The 14,116-nt window shown below is 62.4% G+C and carries 17 protein-coding genes; 2 read left to right on the forward strand and 15 right to left on the reverse strand.

What is annotated here, in order from left to right; translation table 11 throughout:
* Positions 1 to 79: 79 nt before the first annotated feature.
* From JNJ66_06570 to JNJ66_06620, 11 genes are all read right to left on the reverse strand, one after another.
* Positions 80 to 991, reverse strand: coding sequence for a hypothetical protein (locus JNJ66_06570; protein ID MBL8160091.1), 912 nt, complete (start codon positions 989 to 991; stop codon positions 80 to 82).
* A gap of 107 nt (positions 992 to 1,098) precedes the next feature.
* Positions 1,099 to 1,824: a TlyA family RNA methyltransferase gene (locus JNJ66_06575; GenBank protein ID MBL8160092.1), complete on the reverse strand. Its 726-nt coding sequence runs from the start codon at positions 1,822 to 1,824 to the stop codon at positions 1,099 to 1,101.
* A gap of 3 nt (positions 1,825 to 1,827) precedes the next feature.
* Positions 1,828 to 2,391 carry an elongation factor P gene (gene efp, locus JNJ66_06580; GenBank protein ID MBL8160093.1) on the reverse strand — a complete coding sequence of 188 codons (564 nt, stop codon included), beginning with the start codon at positions 2,389 to 2,391 and terminating at the stop codon, positions 1,828 to 1,830.
* A gap of 36 nt (positions 2,392 to 2,427) precedes the next feature.
* Entirely contained in the window at positions 2,428 to 2,634 is a 207-nt protein-coding gene (locus JNJ66_06585; GenBank protein ID MBL8160094.1) for a 30S ribosomal protein S18, read from the reverse strand.
* Positions 2,635 to 2,671: 37 nt separating this feature from the next.
* Positions 2,672 to 3,154: a single-stranded DNA-binding protein gene (gene ssb / locus JNJ66_06590; protein ID MBL8160095.1), complete on the reverse strand. Its 483-nt coding sequence runs from the start codon at positions 3,152 to 3,154 to the stop codon at positions 2,672 to 2,674.
* A 34-nt stretch (positions 3,155 to 3,188) separates the two neighbouring features.
* Entirely contained in the window at positions 3,189 to 3,548 is a 360-nt protein-coding gene (rpsF, locus tag JNJ66_06595; GenBank protein ID MBL8160096.1) for a 30S ribosomal protein S6, read from the reverse strand.
* A 264-nt stretch (positions 3,549 to 3,812) separates the two neighbouring features.
* Positions 3,813 to 4,229 carry a hypothetical protein gene (locus JNJ66_06600; GenBank protein MBL8160097.1) on the reverse strand — a complete coding sequence of 139 codons (417 nt, stop codon included), beginning with the start codon at positions 4,227 to 4,229 and terminating at the stop codon, positions 3,813 to 3,815.
* Positions 4,230 to 4,378: 149 nt separating this feature from the next.
* Complete coding sequence (locus JNJ66_06605) at positions 4,379 to 4,819, reverse strand: hypothetical protein (GenBank protein MBL8160098.1); 441 nt, start codon at positions 4,817 to 4,819, stop codon at positions 4,379 to 4,381.
* Positions 4,820 to 4,931: 112 nt separating this feature from the next.
* The gene (locus tag JNJ66_06610; GenBank protein MBL8160099.1) at positions 4,932 to 6,242 is read right to left on the reverse strand and encodes a right-handed parallel beta-helix repeat-containing protein; all 1,311 of its coding nucleotides are present in this window, start codon (positions 6,240 to 6,242) and stop codon (positions 4,932 to 4,934) included.
* 71 nt (positions 6,243 to 6,313) lie between these two features.
* A complete protein-coding gene (locus JNJ66_06615; GenBank protein MBL8160100.1) occupies positions 6,314 to 8,599 on the reverse strand; it encodes a DNA translocase FtsK in 2,286 nt (761 codons plus the stop codon).
* 237 nt (positions 8,600 to 8,836) lie between these two features.
* Complete coding sequence (locus tag JNJ66_06620) at positions 8,837 to 9,730, reverse strand: neutral zinc metallopeptidase (protein ID MBL8160101.1); 894 nt, start codon at positions 9,728 to 9,730, stop codon at positions 8,837 to 8,839.
* Positions 9,731 to 9,867: 137 nt separating this feature from the next.
* Between JNJ66_06620 and JNJ66_06625 the strand changes: the two genes are divergently transcribed.
* A complete protein-coding gene (locus tag JNJ66_06625; GenBank protein MBL8160102.1) occupies positions 9,868 to 10,197 on the forward strand; it encodes a hypothetical protein in 330 nt (109 codons plus the stop codon).
* 142 nt (positions 10,198 to 10,339) lie between these two features.
* On the opposite strand, the gene JNJ66_06630 is transcribed toward JNJ66_06625, so the two are convergent.
* From JNJ66_06630 to JNJ66_06640, 3 genes are all read right to left on the reverse strand, one after another.
* Positions 10,340 to 11,314 (reverse strand): neutral zinc metallopeptidase, encoded by a 975-nt coding sequence (locus JNJ66_06630; protein ID MBL8160103.1) that lies wholly within the window; start codon positions 11,312 to 11,314, stop codon positions 10,340 to 10,342.
* Positions 11,315 to 11,494: 180 nt separating this feature from the next.
* Complete coding sequence (locus tag JNJ66_06635; protein MBL8160104.1) at positions 11,495 to 12,043, reverse strand: hypothetical protein; 549 nt, start codon at positions 12,041 to 12,043, stop codon at positions 11,495 to 11,497.
* Positions 12,044 to 12,252: 209 nt separating this feature from the next.
* Positions 12,253 to 12,789, reverse strand: coding sequence for a hypothetical protein (locus JNJ66_06640; GenBank protein ID MBL8160105.1), 537 nt, complete (start codon positions 12,787 to 12,789; stop codon positions 12,253 to 12,255).
* Between the two features lie 230 nt (positions 12,790 to 13,019).
* Between JNJ66_06640 and JNJ66_06645 the strand changes: the two genes are divergently transcribed.
* Entirely contained in the window at positions 13,020 to 13,187 is a 168-nt protein-coding gene (locus JNJ66_06645; protein ID MBL8160106.1) for a hypothetical protein, read from the forward strand.
* Positions 13,188 to 13,401: 214 nt separating this feature from the next.
* Here JNJ66_06645 and JNJ66_06650 read toward each other — a convergent pair whose 3' ends face one another.
* On the reverse strand, positions 13,402 to 14,043 hold the full coding sequence (locus tag JNJ66_06650; protein ID MBL8160107.1) for a hypothetical protein: 642 nt from the start codon (positions 14,041 to 14,043) through the stop codon (positions 13,402 to 13,404).
* Positions 14,044 to 14,116: the final 73 nt, after the last annotated feature.

Raw genomic sequence — 14,116 nt, forward strand, 5'->3', positions numbered from 1 at the left:
ATTCATGGATGGTTCCCGCCCGGAGCGCACGTGTGCACTCCGGGCGGGGCCATCTACTTTCCTGATCCTCGCGTGAGGATCACTGGCCGATCATCGACGGGTACGTCCCGTCGAACTCGGTGACGTCCACCGGGTTGTTGCCGACCTGCATCCTCCACTCGGAGATGATGCCGGCCGTCCAGGGCTTGTCGCCCAGCCGGTAGTTGACGTACACGGCGTTGTAGCCGCCGTTGTGGGTCTCGCCGCCGGTCAGGTCGATGATCTTGGCCCCGACCTTGAGCAGCTCGAGGGCCGTGCCGCAGGTCTTGTCGAGCTTGCCGTGGACCTTGTTGGTGATCTCGCCGACGACGCCGATGAGCACCCGGGCGCCCTTGACGTTCTTCTTCAGCCCGGTCTGGGTCTTGAAGCCCTTCATGAAGGCGCAGTTGGCCCCGTGCTTCATGGCGAGCGGGATGACCTCGTTCTCGACGAGGTCGAGCGCGTCGTTCCACATCAGCGCACCACCAGTGGTGGTGTCCGTCCCGCAGATGCCCGCGAGACGGTTGTGGTACTCGGCCGAGGCCAGCACCTCCATGACGGCGAAGTCGACGCCGCGGTTGTTGATGTTGGTCAGCGACGTGTCCATGCCGCCGGCGTCGGGCTCGCGGTCGAGCAGCGCCGCGTAGATCGCCCCCACCAGGTCGCGGGGGTCGGGCCACGTGGCCTGGGTCAGCTCCGACGCGACGATGCGGAAGCCGGCCTGGGTCAGGCCCTGGTGGCAGCCGTCCTCCTCGGCGTACTGCGCGTTGGCCTGCAGCTCACCGGCGTCGGGCTGCCGGTCCCAGCTGTGCACGGCGTAGGCCGTGATCTCGCCGGTGACCGACTGTTCACGTCCGTCGGCAGCGGCAGCGGTGCCGGTGAGAACGGTCATGCCGCTCACCATCACCAATGCCGCCACCAGTGCGGCCGGAAGCCGGCGCAGCCAACTCCGGCTGGTCAAGAACTCGATCAACTCGCTCCCCTTTCCGGGAACAGGAAAACAGATGACGAAGACGCGCTACTCGCGCGTCCAACCCCTATACTACGCCAATTGGCGTAAAACGCAACAGTATTGTGAAATTATCGTAATGGCTTCAGCAGGTAGAAGCGTTCGCGGTTGCCCTTACTGCCAGCCACCTCACTATCCGCCTTGTCGGCGACCACTGCATACTGGCGCACCCACAATTCAAAGTCTTTAAGAATCTGCCGCCGGACCGTATCGTTCTTGATGACCCCCTTGTTGACCTGGTGCTTGCCCGCCTCGAACTGCGGCTTCAGCATGGCGACAACGTGTGTATTTCTTGTGGATAAGTTGGTGAAAACGTGTGGAAGAATCTCCCGCAGGCTGATAAAACTAAGGTCCATCACCGTGATATCCGGTCGCTCCCCTTCTGGCAGCATAAAGTCGCGGATGTCGGTCTTTTCGTACAGCTCCACTGCGGAATTGCCCCGCAGCGACGGGTGCAGCTGGTCGGTGCCGACATCGACGGCAATCACCCGTCTTGCCCCGCGTTTTAATGAAAAATCGGTGAACCCACCCGTGCTGGAGCCAATATCCAATACAACTTTATCTTTAAACTGCAATCCTAGCACCTTGGCCACGCTAGCCAGCTTCAGACCGGCCCGGCTGACGAACTGCTCCTGCGCCTTCAAACGGATATCCGCCTCTACCGACACGAAAAAACCAGGCTTAGTGACCGTCTTTCCATCGACGGTCACCTTGCCCAGTTTAATCCAACTCTCGGCCTGACTGCGCGAGGCGACGAGCCCGCGGGCTGCCAGTACTGCGTCGAGTCGCTGTTTCAAAGCCTAGTCTTTCGCGCGTTCAAGATACTCGCCGGTGCGGGTATCGACCTTGAGGCGGTCGCCAGTCTTGATGAACGCCGGCACCTTGATGACAAAGCCCGTCTCCAGCGTGGCGTCCTTCTGCAGGCTGCTGGTGGTATCGCCCTTGACGACGTTCTCGGCGTAGGTCACCTCGAGCACCAGGTTCTTTGGCAGCTCGATATTGATGACCTTGCCCTCAAAGAACTGCAGGTCGACATCGTTGCCTTCCTTCAGGAAATTCTTGGCTTCGTCGATGACATCGGCCGGCAGCTGGAACTGCTCAAAGCTCTGCGGATCCATGAAGTGGAAATCGTCGCCATCGCTGTACAGGTATTGTACACTGCGGTGCTCGACGCTGGCGGGCTCAATCTTCTCGGCGCCCTTGAACGTCTTAGGAATGACGCTGCCATCGATAACGTTCTTCAAACGGACGTTGACGATACTGCCGCCGCGTCCCATGACTTTCTGTGAGTATTCGATAACCCGGAACGGCTTGCCGTCAAGCTGAATCAGCACGCCCTTCTTGAGGTCGGTTGGACCATACATGTTGCTCTTTGCCCCTGCTCGTAGTTCTGGTTGCTATTAGTTACTGGCGACGAATGGCATCAGAGCCAGGTGCCGGGCACGCTTGATAGCGATAGCCAGCTGGCGCTGCTGCTTGGTGCTCAGGCCGGACTTGGCAGCCGGCTCGATCTGGCCGTACATGTTGACGAAGCGCTGCAGCGTCTTTACGTCGCGGTAATCAAAGTACGCTGGAGTGTCTTTCTTGAATTTGGAACGTGGTTTCATTGTAGTTGTAGTCCTTATATAACGTTAGTACGAAGTATTAGAACGGAATTTCTGAAAGATCAATTGGCTTGTCGTCGATGTCTTCGATGACAACATCATCCTTCTTCTTGGAGCGCGCACCGCTGCCACCGCCGCTGTTGCCACCGGAGTAACCGCCGCCGCTTCCGCCGCCGTCGCCGTCACCGCCACCGGCGCCGTCAAGGAAGGTGACGTCGTTGGCGACGACCTCGACCTTGCTGCGCTTCTGACCATCCTGCTCCCAGCTGCGCTGGCTCAGACGGCCCTGGACGATTGCCCGCCGACCCTTGCTCAGATACTGGTTGACGCGTTCGCCGAGCTGGGCCCAGGCGACGACATCGATGTAGTCGGCCGATTCCTGCCACTCGCCGTTGGCGTCCTTGTAGCTGCGGTTCAGCGCCAGGCTGAAGCTGGTGACGTTCTGGCCGCCAGGCGTGGTACGCATCTCTGGGTCACGGGTCAGATTGCCCATGATGATAACTTGGTTGATGCTGCGAGCCATGTGATCCTCCTTTTACTTCCGTCTTCTCTTTTGCTTATTCTTTGTCGTTTTTGGCGTCTTTAGTTTCTTTGCCTTCTTCGGCTTCGTCGCCTTCACCCTCGACCGGGCGCTTCAGGTCACGGCTTACCAGCAGGTGGCGTAGGGATTCGTCGGTGATGTTCAGGGTGCTGTCGACCTTCTGGACACTACTGCCCGGCAGGTTCAGCTCGAAGTAGGTGTAGACCGCGAAGTCTTCGCCGCGGATGCGGTAGGCCAGCTTCTTCTTGCCCTGGTTCTCTTCTTTGGTGATTTCACCGCCGTTTGCCTTGATGATGTCGCGCACCTTGGTGAGCGGCTTTTCCAGATCGATTTCCAGATCCGGGTGAATCAGAACGGTCAGTTCGTATTCTCGCATGAAGTTCCTCCTATGGATACGCCTGCGTGGCGCAGCGCTCACGAACCTCCGGACACTGGCAAAAGCACATACCTGGGATTGCCCCTGACATACGCCTCGCCCACTGCCACGGATGCCACCAGAGCGCAGGTTATTGACGCTTATTATTATACACCATCATTTGAAATAAATTCAAGGATAGTTAATGAGTATTTAATCTGTCGGCGAAAAAAGCGCGGCCCCTTCCCGCAACTCGCGAAAAGAGGCCGGCGGCGGCGCTTATCCCTACTCCAAGTAGCAGACAGCGACCGCCACGTACTGACGAGGGCTGAGCACCGTATGCCGGAGACTTGCGCCAGGGCGGGCATCCACCTTATCGATCATGCGGTCGGCCTGCGGCCACACCTCCCCTGTTGCGAACGTCATGGCCGTGACGCGGGCAGACTGTGCCGTCACGCTAACCGCCGCTTGATGGGTGTACACCGGCTCGTGGCCCGGATGCGGCCGCATGGGCCGTTCAGACCGGAACGTCTCAATCGTGAAGCCACTTGCGTGCACCAGTGACTGCCCGAACGGCACCATCGACAGCTGCTCACCGCGCAGACAGTACGTCAGGGGCGACTCGGCGCCTGCCGGTATCGCTCCCGCCATGCCAAAGCACAATGCCAGTAGCAATGCCGTCACCGTGCGAAGCAGACGCATGCCTATTCCAGTCCCCTCTTCGATGTCGTCGTACGTACCATACAACTATACAGTGTTTTTGCATACCACACCGAAACGCTTCAGACAAGCACTTGGGTGTAGCGCCGACCCCTCCCGCATGGGTGCAGGAGGGGTCGGCTGGCAGAGCGTCAGTCCTGTCCGACCGGCACGGTCCTCAGGCAGACCCGCACCACCTTGAGCGGCGCCTTGGGCCGGGTGATGAAGTCGACCGACTTGCCCGGCTGGACCGGCAGGCTGACGGCCCGCTGGGGCGACGGCCCGTTGCGGCCGACGCTGCCCGTCGGAACCAGGATGATCCCGGTCTGGGCTTCACGCGGCGACATGGTGGTGCCGAGGCGGTAGCGGTAGCCCTCGCCCTCACGGACTTGGGACAGCACCAGCAGCCCACCGTAGGTGGTCTGGCGGGTGTCGCCGGGCTTCATGGCGTACTCGGTGCCGTCCTTGCAGCGCAGCTCACCGAAGCCGCTCGTGCCATACCAGTCCGCCGCCTGGGCGGTGCCGGACAGGCCGACGAGCAGGACACCGGCGAGCAGCGATGTTGCGATGGCCGACAACAGTCGTACCAACATCTGAGCCTCCTTCAGAGGGTCTCATACAGCGGGAACGGTTCCCACATCATATTATTATAGCACAAATTTGAAATAAAATCAACTACGTGGGTATCGCCGCCCCGAAGTCAGCTTAGAATCCCTTGTGATCCGGCAAGGCCACCCCATCCCGCTTCCAATTCAGCGTATTATATTCTGTCACCACTTCATCAGAGGTGAATACCGATTGGCCGCCGCCATTGATGGTGAAGTTAGTAAGGTCGGAGCGCAAGACCCGCGCCGCCCCATCCGTCACGATGCCTACCTGCCGCGAAATGGCCGGATTCGTGTCGGTGATAGTGATGTCCTGCAGTACCGTGTCCTCCACGGCATATTGGTCCTGCGAGCTATAGAGGAAGACCGCGCCATGATCGACGGCCGCATTGGTGTTGGCGCCGCTGATAGAGCCGCCCAGCACCTTCACCCGCTTGACGCCATGGGTGTTCCACTGCCCTTCGGCGGCGATATAGACGGCGGCAGCATTGGAGCCTTCGATATGGATGTCTTTATAGGTGATATCCTCGCCGCCCACCACCGATATACCGCGGCCGTTGGTGTTATTTAAAATTTTTGGCGACTCGATGGTGACGGCCCGCACTACATCGACATCCTGCACATACGACACCATGGCCACGCCATCATCACCGACGCCGCTGACGAGCGGGCGGCGGATGATGCCGTCGTGAGCGCCCTGGGTGGTGTGGATGCCGTCGGCCCTGGTGTTCAGCACCTCGACGTCTTCTACCAGGAAGTTGCCGGACTTACCGCCGATGTACATGCCGGCGGCTGCGCTGCCTTCGATCTTCACCTTGCGGATAGTGATGTCATCAGCTGCCAGACGCAGGCGCTGCTGTTCGTACGCCTCCCAGCGCTTGGTGGTGGCACCGATGGTCAGCTTGAGATTCTCCAGCGTAATGCCCTTCGCCATCAGCCACATGCCGGAGCGCTCCTCGTTGGTGGCCATCAGGGTACCAGGACCTTCGATACGCACGCCAGGTTGGGTGATGTGCAGAAGGTCGTTGTGGCGGCAGGTCACGCCTTCGGGGATTTTGACCGTCTGGCCGGGCTTGAGGGTGCTCAGTGCGGCCTGTAGCGGCCCGGTATCATCCAGGACGCCGTCACAGGCGACGCCCAGACTGCGGATATCGAGCACGCCGGTACCGTCTGACGGCGGCACGCCCGCCGCACCAAACAGCAGGTAGCTGCCCTGCGAAGCCTGGTTGTCATTGCGCGGTTCAGCACCGGCAGTCCGAGTGGCGGACTCTGGCTCGACCATGCCGACTGCCGCCGCCGCAAAGATACGTACCAGCAGCACCGCTCCCATCAGTACGACCACGACGCTGACACCCAACGCGATGCGCGAGTTGAGCGAGGCAAAGCCACGGCTGGATTGTTTGTGTTGCATGATGTGTTATTGACGATTATAGCAGAGAGTGATGTGGTGCGGTGCGGACCGCTCGACTCCTGAGTGGGCAATTAGGCGTCGACGCGGACGTCATCGATCAGCGAGGCCGTCTCCTGGCCGGGGCGCATCAGCACCTCACGCGGGCGGGAACCATCAGCCGGGCCGATAACGCCCTGTTCTTCCAATTCTTCAATGATGCGGGCGGCGCGGGAATAGCCGATGCGCAGGCGGCGCTGCAGCAGGCTGGTGCTGGCCTTGCCGGCCTCGACCACCACGCGGACGGCGTCGTTGTACATGTCGTCGTCGCTGCCGCCACCGCCGTCGAAGTCGACGACGTTACTGCCATTGCCACCTTTGCCCAGCTGGACAGCCTGGGCCACGACCTCGTCATCATATTCAGGGGCGCGCTGCAGGCGGATATGGTCGGTGACTTTCATAACCTCGTCGTCGGTCACCCAGGCACCCTGGATACGGCGCGGCTTGCTCATGCTTGGCGTCAGCATCAGCATGTCACCCTGCCCCAGCAGTTTCTCGGCGCCCATCTGGTCGAGGATGGTGCGGCTATCAATCTGGCTGGCGACGGTAAAGGCGATACGGGCCGGAACGTTGGCCTTGATCAGACCGGTAATGACGTCGACGCTTGGGCGCTGGGTGGCCAGGACCAAGTGGATGCCGACGGCGCGGGCTTTCTGGGCCAGGCGCACAATCAGGGCTTCAACGTCGCGGGCGGCCAGCATCATCAGATCGGCCAGCTCATCAATGACGATGACGATGTACGGCATGGTCTCGCCGTCGGCGCGCTGGCGCTCGTTGTAGCTCTTGATGTCGCGGACCTTCTCTTCGGCCAGCAGGCTGTAGCGGCGTTCCATCTCGTTGACGGCCCATTTGAGGGCGCTGATACATTTCTCCGGCTGGGTGATGACCGGGGTCAGCAGGTGCGGGATATCTTCGTACGGAGCCATTTCCACCTGCTTGGGGTCGACCAGGATGAGCTTCATCTCGGCCGGGCTGTTGCGGTACAACAGGCTGGTCAGCAACGTGTTAATCATGACGGACTTACCGGAGCCGGTCTGACCGGCGATGAGGAGGTGCGGCATCTTGTTGAGCTCACCCACCACGGCTTCACCGGCGATATCCTTACCGACAGCGAAGGCCAACGGCTGCGTACCCCCGGTCCAGGCTTTGGAATTGAGGATGCCAGAGAGGCGGACGTCGGCGGCCTTGATGTTCGGCACCTCGATACCGACGGCGCGCTGACCGGGAATCGGCGCTTCGATACGGATGGCCTGGGCGGCCAGGTTGAGGGCGATGTTGGTCTCGAGCTGAGTGATGCGGGTCAGCTTGACGCCGGCCGGTGGTTTCAGCGTATACTGTGTGACCTTGGGGCCGATGTTGGCACCTTCCATCTCGACATTGATATTGAACTCGGCCAGGGTGTCCTGGATGATTTGGGCGTTGGCCTTGACGTCGCCGGCGTTGGCGGGCGATTGTTTCTTCTCGAGCAGGTCGACGCTGGGGGCGACCCAGGTGGGATCGTTCTTGGTGGTCAGGGCGGCCTGTTCTTCGGCGGCCTTGTCGGGTTTGACGCTGTTACGCAGTGATGAGAGGCCCTTCTGTTCCTTTGGCGCGTCATCGCCGGCGGCCTGGTCGAGGGTCGGGACGCCGCGGTTCAGCTTGAGTTCGCCGATGGGCGCGCTCTTGATGGGTTCGGGCGGAATGCCACCAGCTTCGGCAGCGGCGGCGCGGCGGGCAGACAGGCCGCTGAGCGGGTTACGCAGGCGGCTGGCGGTAGCTTCGTTCTCGGCTACGCCATAATCGTTCTTAAACCAGTTCCAGAGGCGCATGAAGGGGTCGGCCGGCAAGGTCTTGAGGACGAAGACGAAGGAGATCAGGGCCAGAACCAGCAGCGTGATGCCAGTGCCCAGCTCGTCAAAGAAATTGAAGGCCAGGCTGTCAATGCCGTAACCGACCAGGCCGCCGCCCTGCCCTGCCGAAGCCAGGGCCATCCGGGTCGGGTCGGCGACGAACAGGTGGGCGAAGCCAGCGATGAAACTCAGGCAGAAGAATGAGACGACCACCGGAACCGGTGACGGCCGCTTCTCTTCCTCGCGGAAGAGCTGGATGGCGAAATAGCCGAGCAACAACGGCAGCACATACGCCATGACGCCGAAGGTGGCGCGGCTGGCGTCAAGGATGAATTCGGGCGCCGGGCCGCCGACGCCGACCATCGCCACCAGCAGCAGGACGGAGAACGTCAGCAACAGGATGGCAGTGGTCTGCACCCAGAATCCATTGGGTACGACGTGCTTGGGAGCGCTTTTGACGGGAGCTTTCTTGCGGGTCTTTCTTTTAGCCATGATGCTTATTTCTATAGTTTCTTACATTACTGTGGTGTATGGGTTTTCGGTCTGGTCGCCTGCGACCGCACTACCGCGATTATATCAGGTTAGATAGCCAGTGCTACAGGCTTATTATAGCAATAATTACAATAAATGGCAAGATGCTTATGTAAATAGGAAATGAGTGGTGATAATGACAGCAGAAAGGTGGTACGGACCGGTGGAGCGGGAGTGTGCCCGCCCCACCGGCCTTGGTCAGGCGCGGACGCCCGGCCAGTAGTTGTTGATGCAGTCGCCCGGCTTGCCGGTGTTGTAGCCGAGCAGGAAGGCGGCTGAACGCTCCTGCGGGCTGCCGTGCGGATCGGTGCCGCCGGCCACAGCGTCACCAATGGTATTGAGGCCCCAGACCGCCTCCTCGACGTCAGTGCCCTCCAGGTACTGACTGTAGTACGCCGTGTAGGCCCAGACGCCGGCGAAGCAGTCGGCGATCAGTTCCTTCTCCTTGATGCGGACACCGCCGGGACCCTGGATGGGCGGCAGGTTCAGCTGCGCCTGCAGTTCGGCCTGGATGTGATGACCGAACTCGTGTGCCTCGACAGTTGCCGCCGCGAAGTCCCCCGCCTGCAGCGAGGGCCGCCCGAAGATCGAGCCGCCCCACATGTTCACGAAGGTCTGCAGCGGCAGGAACAGCTTACCCTGGTAGCCAGTGGCGGCGTCGTAGTCCTGGTCGCAATAGAAGGCGTTGTTGTAGTCGGCCGGGATGTACCCGCCCGGCACGCAGACGCTGACCGCGGTGGTGTCGCCCGGTGTGATCACGTGGTAGGTGACCCCGGGCTCCTGAAGACCGATCCGCAGGAAATACTCGGTCCAGACCCGGTCAAGGTCGGTCATGACGGCCAGCATGTACTGCTGCGCCTCTGGCAGCGGCGGCACCTGGCCGGGCAGCACGCCGCTCTGGAAGGCCTCGGCGGGCCCGGCCACCTCCGGCGTGGTGGTGCCGAGCCGGTCGAGCGGTGCGGGTACGGGCACGAGTACGGGCGGCTGGGCCATGGCGGTCGCCGGCAGGGCTGCGTGCCCTGTCAGCAGGATGGCCAGCACGAGCAGCAGCCTGGCTGCCGTCCGGCTGAGCCGCGGCACGGAAGGTTGCACTGCATCTCCTTGTTCGTCGACGGGTGTCGCGGGTAGCGCGCTGAAAACGCGCAGGCCTACCATACCATATTGACCTCTTGCTTTGAACGTTGTATGGTTTGAACGCACTCAGATTGCGACGAGAGGAGACAGTCGACATGACGGTTCTGGCGAACTTCTGGTTCCAGACCGTGCTGCTGGGTCTGGTGGGGCCGGGAGTGGTGACGTTCCTGGCGATCCGCACGCTGGGGATCCACCCGGCGCGGGCATCGCTTAAGGTGCTGGTGCTGCTGCTGACAGCGGTGGCCGTAGCGTTGCAGGTCCCGTTCCTGGGCTTCTACCTCAGCGAATGGCCGGCCGATGCCGCGCTCCTACTGCTGTGGTACATCATCTACGGCATCCTGGCGCTGACGGCCGTCGTCGTCTGGCAGGTGCGGCGCCACCGGCGTGAAGAACGGCGGCTGCGGCCCATCAGCCGCGGCAAGTGACCGACCCCGCCCCGGCTTCGGCCGCGGGCGGGTTTTCAATTGTTTCATCAAAATATAATAACTATGTCATATGGTGGGGGTGTAGCCGGCGGGACGGGGGTATGCGCCCCGCCCCGCCGGCCGGCAGCCCGGCGCGTCCGGTCTAGTTGACCGTAACACCGGGCCAGTACAGCTGCACACAGGTGGCTGGACGGCCCTCGCGGTAGCCCGCGTAGAAGGCATCCACCCGCTCGGCGGCAGTGCCGTGCGGGTCGTCGCCGCCTTCCTCGAGGTCACCGATGGCCGCGATGGCCTCGATGCCCTCCTGGACGTCCGTTTCGTCGAGCCTGCTGCGGCTGTAGGCCGAGTAGGCCCAGACGCCGGCGAAGCAGTCGGCGATCAGCTCGCCTTCCTTCAGCTTGGCACCGTTGGCCGCGGCAATCGGCACCAGTTGCAGCTGCTCCTGCAGTTCGGCCTGGATGTGATGGCCGAACTCGTGACCGATGACGACGGCAGCGCCGAAGTCGCCGGCCTGGAGCGAGTCCCGCCCGAAGATCTGGCCGTTCCACATCTGCATGAACGTCTCGACCGGGAAGTACAGGGCGCCGACGTAGCCGGTGCCCGGGTCGGCATCGCCCCAGCAGTAGAAGGCGTTGTTGAAATCCGACGGGATGGGCTGGCCGCCGGTGCACTCACTGCTGATGCCGGTACTGCCCGGCTGGATGATGGCGTAGCTGACCGTGGGCTCGGCCAGGCCGGAATCGGCGAAGATCTGCGACCAGGTCTGGTCGGCATCCTCCACCACCGCCGTGATGTAGGCGGTCGCTTCGGCTGCCGACGGCGTGCCGGTACTGAGGACCTCGCTCTGGAAGGCCTCGTTGGACTGCGCCTGCGGCAGGCGCATGGTGGCCAGGCCGCCCAGCTCGCCGGAAGCACCGGCAGCACCGGTCGTCCGGGCCGGGGCCTGGCCGTCAGAAGCGGTCGCCAGCCCCGGTATCGGAGTCTGCCCGGCCACGCTGCTCGCCGCAGGGCTGGCGGCGCTGCCGGTACTACCAGCGGAGCCGCAGCCTGTTGTCAGCACTGCCACCAGCAGCAGCAATGCAGCTGGCAGCCGCACCTTTCTCAGCGCACTTCGCACGTCTGTCCTTTCTTCAAAACCGCCCGCCCACAATAGGCAGGCGGACGGTGATGTGGCATCGTACCTTGCAATTGTACCGCATGGTGTAAGCATTGCACAAAAAATTAAACAACCGGATGCTTCCCGGACAGGCGGCCATCGCGGCACAGCCTGTCCGGGAAGTCACCCGGTACGCCCCTGTCAGAGCCGGAAGATCCGCTTGACCAGCCGCCGGAACCTGGCCGAGCGCAGATGCGCCAGCCAAGCGGCGAAAGCGACGACCGACAGCACCACCGCTGCGGCGAGATTGGCCAGGGCCGTATCCACGGTCCGAGCGAGCAGCCCTTGCGGCAGTGCTCCGCCCGCCCAGCGCAGGTACACTTCGGTCGGCACGGCCAACGCCATTGCTGCGACGGCACAGATGAGGGCTTTTGCGACCTCGAGCAAGGAGCGCGTCCCTGGCGACCAGCGCTGATGCAGCCGTTCATGGGGCGTTTCCCACTTGATGACGTGCACCGTGTAGCTGATGTACAGCGCCCCGGCGGCAGGAGCAACACTCACCACTACTGCCAGCGCCATCCGCCAGACCTGCGCCAGCGCGAGGTTGAAGCGCAGTGCCGGCAGGCCAAGCAGATTGAGCGCAGCGCCGCACAACACGCTGAGCACGACGAAGATGACACAGAGCCCGCCGACGATCAGCAGACCCTGCAGCGGCAGCCGGCTTCGGATGAAGCGCCGGACCATCATCATGGCACATTCTCCAAACATAGGTAGCGGAGGACAGTGGATGAACAAACATATCATACAATCAAACTTTGAAAATAGTAAGTTGCCGTACTTCCTTGCCGGAGCGGCAGGTGGCGCAACGGGAAACCGGACACCCAACCAGGGCGGCAGCGCAGCTATAGAAGCCTGCACTGCCGCACCTGGCGGGCGCCCGGTGGGTGCTCTCGCTCCCGTCAGATCCCGGCGGTCATCAGCTTGGTGCCGATGTGCCGTAGCCGGGCTTCGCCCTGCGGGCAGACGCGGCGGAAAGCCGCGTAGCCGAGGGTGAGGAGACTGACGATGGCAATGCCGATCCACACCTGCTGCAGCAGCGCCAGCGAACCGGCGAGGCTGTAGTGCAGGCTGCCGTCCAGCAGCACCAGCGCGAGATGCACCAGCGCCACCGAGACGACGGCCTCCGCCAGCAGCGCCAGGTGGTTGGCGGCGGCCTTGATGCGGCGAGCGCGCGGCTGCTGCCCCTGTTCACTACGCAACGCGCGGTGCATGCGCAGCAGCATCAGGGCGTAGCCGACGGGAGCCGCCAGGGTCATCCAGGCCGGAACGACCCAGAGGCTGGCGGTCAGCTCGTGCAGGCCGGCGGGTTCGTGCCCGATGACCTCGCGGCCGAGCTGCCCGGCGCGGGCGATGAAGAAGGCGGCCGCCAGGCCGACCGGCGTGACGAGCACGGCGAGCTGGGCCTGACGGACCTGACGGGTGATGAAAGTGTTCACAGCGTCCCCTCTCTTGGGGCGACAGTAGTGGACGGCGATGGGAGGGTGCGATGAGCTACCTTATATTATATCAAATTATTTAGTTTTTGTCAATATAGCATGAGCAGGATGAACTGGGGTGGAGAAAGCCTGGGCGATACGTAAAAAGTAGCGTAAATTTGACTTTTTTATATTATTGTTATATAATTTAACAGCTTTGAGGCAGGCACTGCGGACCGCTGGAGAACGCCATGGCTGATCAACCTCAGCATGTGCATCAACATACCATCGAGGACGGCACGAGCACCATCGATGGTCCGGGCGAGGACGAGTACACGGTCATCGAGTACAAGGCCTGCGCCTGCGGGAAATCCTCCGTCGAGACCAGGAGGCGGGTGATGAAGAAGCCGCCGGACTGATTGCCGGCGGCACATAGCACTACAACACGCGCCTCGAAGCACCGCACTACCCGGGATGCTGCGCTCACAGCACCCCCTCGTCCGCCAGAGCCACTGACGGACAGCCGCCATCCGTGCGCTCACACGGATGGCGGTCTTTTAATTGAAAAACCGGACCTCGCCCGCCGGAAGCGCACCCCAGGTGGGATGTGCCTCCGGCGGAGCGGAAGTCCGGTCAGGAGCGGCCGTGGCCGTGAGGCGGCCGCGGGCTCTGGGGCCGGCGCACCTGGCGCCAGTACTTGACCCCCTCGTAGCCCACCCAGCCCGCCAGGCCCACCAGGACGACAACCAGCACGATGCCGGTCATCTCCAGGCGGCCGAGCACCGACCACGCGGGGTTGAGGCCCTCGCTCCAGGGGTTGCCGATGAGGGTCATCGCCAGCAGGTGGTAGCCCGCGATGACGACGACCGACAGCGTCAGGTGGCCCAGGATGTCGGCCCCGTCCCGCAGCGTCCGGCGCAGCCGTTCACTGAAGGACAGCGACCGGTCGTCCTGGTGGCGCTCGTAGGCCATCGGCACGAAGGTCGCCAGAAGCACCGGCATGGCCAGCGACACGGCCGAACCGTAGCCCGTCCAGAGCGCGGCGATGAGCGTCAGCGCCACCTCCAGTGGCACATCTTTGGTGGTCGGCAGACCCTGCGCGCGGACGTTGAGGTAGATCACGCCGCTGAGCAGGAACACGACGACGCCGAGCGCCGTCATGAAACCGACCAGCCCCACGCAGAAGACCAGGGTCTTCCGGCCGTAGCCCACCGCCGGGTTGACGTGGCTGCAGTAGCCCTTGAGCCAGGCGGTGGCTCGCTTGATGTGGTGCATTGTGCTTCCTTCCACGCCGCAAAACGGCAGAGAGATGGACAATCCACCTATTATTATATCACACTATACATAT

The sequence above is a fragment of the Candidatus Saccharibacteria bacterium genome, from assembly GCA_016789455.1.
In the GTDB taxonomy this organism is placed as follows: domain Bacteria; phylum Patescibacteriota; class Saccharimonadia; order Saccharimonadales; family Saccharimonadaceae; genus CAIJKY01.

Bases quoted from the DNA above. Each gene is read 5' to 3' on its own strand.
- efp (MBL8160093.1), bottom strand. From the start codon at position 2,391: ATGTATGGTCCAACCGACCTCAAGAAGGGCGTGCTGATTCAGCTTGAC.
- JNJ66_06600 (MBL8160097.1), bottom strand. From the start codon at position 4,229: ATGCGTCTGCTTCGCACGGTGACGGCATTGCTACTGGCATTGTGCTTT.
- JNJ66_06650 (MBL8160107.1), bottom strand. From the start codon at position 14,043: ATGCACCACATCAAGCGAGCCACCGCCTGGCTCAAGGGCTACTGCAGC.
- JNJ66_06635 (MBL8160104.1), bottom strand. From the start codon at position 12,043: ATGATGATGGTCCGGCGCTTCATCCGAAGCCGGCTGCCGCTGCAGGGT.
- JNJ66_06605 (MBL8160098.1), bottom strand. From the start codon at position 4,819: ATGTTGGTACGACTGTTGTCGGCCATCGCAACATCGCTGCTCGCCGGT.
- rpsF (MBL8160096.1), bottom strand. From the start codon at position 3,548: ATGCGAGAATACGAACTGACCGTTCTGATTCACCCGGATCTGGAAATC.
- ssb (MBL8160095.1), bottom strand. From the start codon at position 3,154: ATGGCTCGCAGCATCAACCAAGTTATCATCATGGGCAATCTGACCCGT.
- JNJ66_06615 (MBL8160100.1), bottom strand. From the start codon at position 8,599: ATGGCTAAAAGAAAGACCCGCAAGAAAGCTCCCGTCAAAAGCGCTCCC.
- JNJ66_06645 (MBL8160106.1), top strand. From the start codon at position 13,020: ATGGCTGATCAACCTCAGCATGTGCATCAACATACCATCGAGGACGGC.
- JNJ66_06585 (MBL8160094.1), bottom strand. From the start codon at position 2,634: ATGAAACCACGTTCCAAATTCAAGAAAGACACTCCAGCGTACTTTGAT.
- JNJ66_06625 (MBL8160102.1), top strand. From the start codon at position 9,868: ATGACGGTTCTGGCGAACTTCTGGTTCCAGACCGTGCTGCTGGGTCTG.
- JNJ66_06610 (MBL8160099.1), bottom strand. From the start codon at position 6,242: ATGCAACACAAACAATCCAGCCGTGGCTTTGCCTCGCTCAACTCGCGC.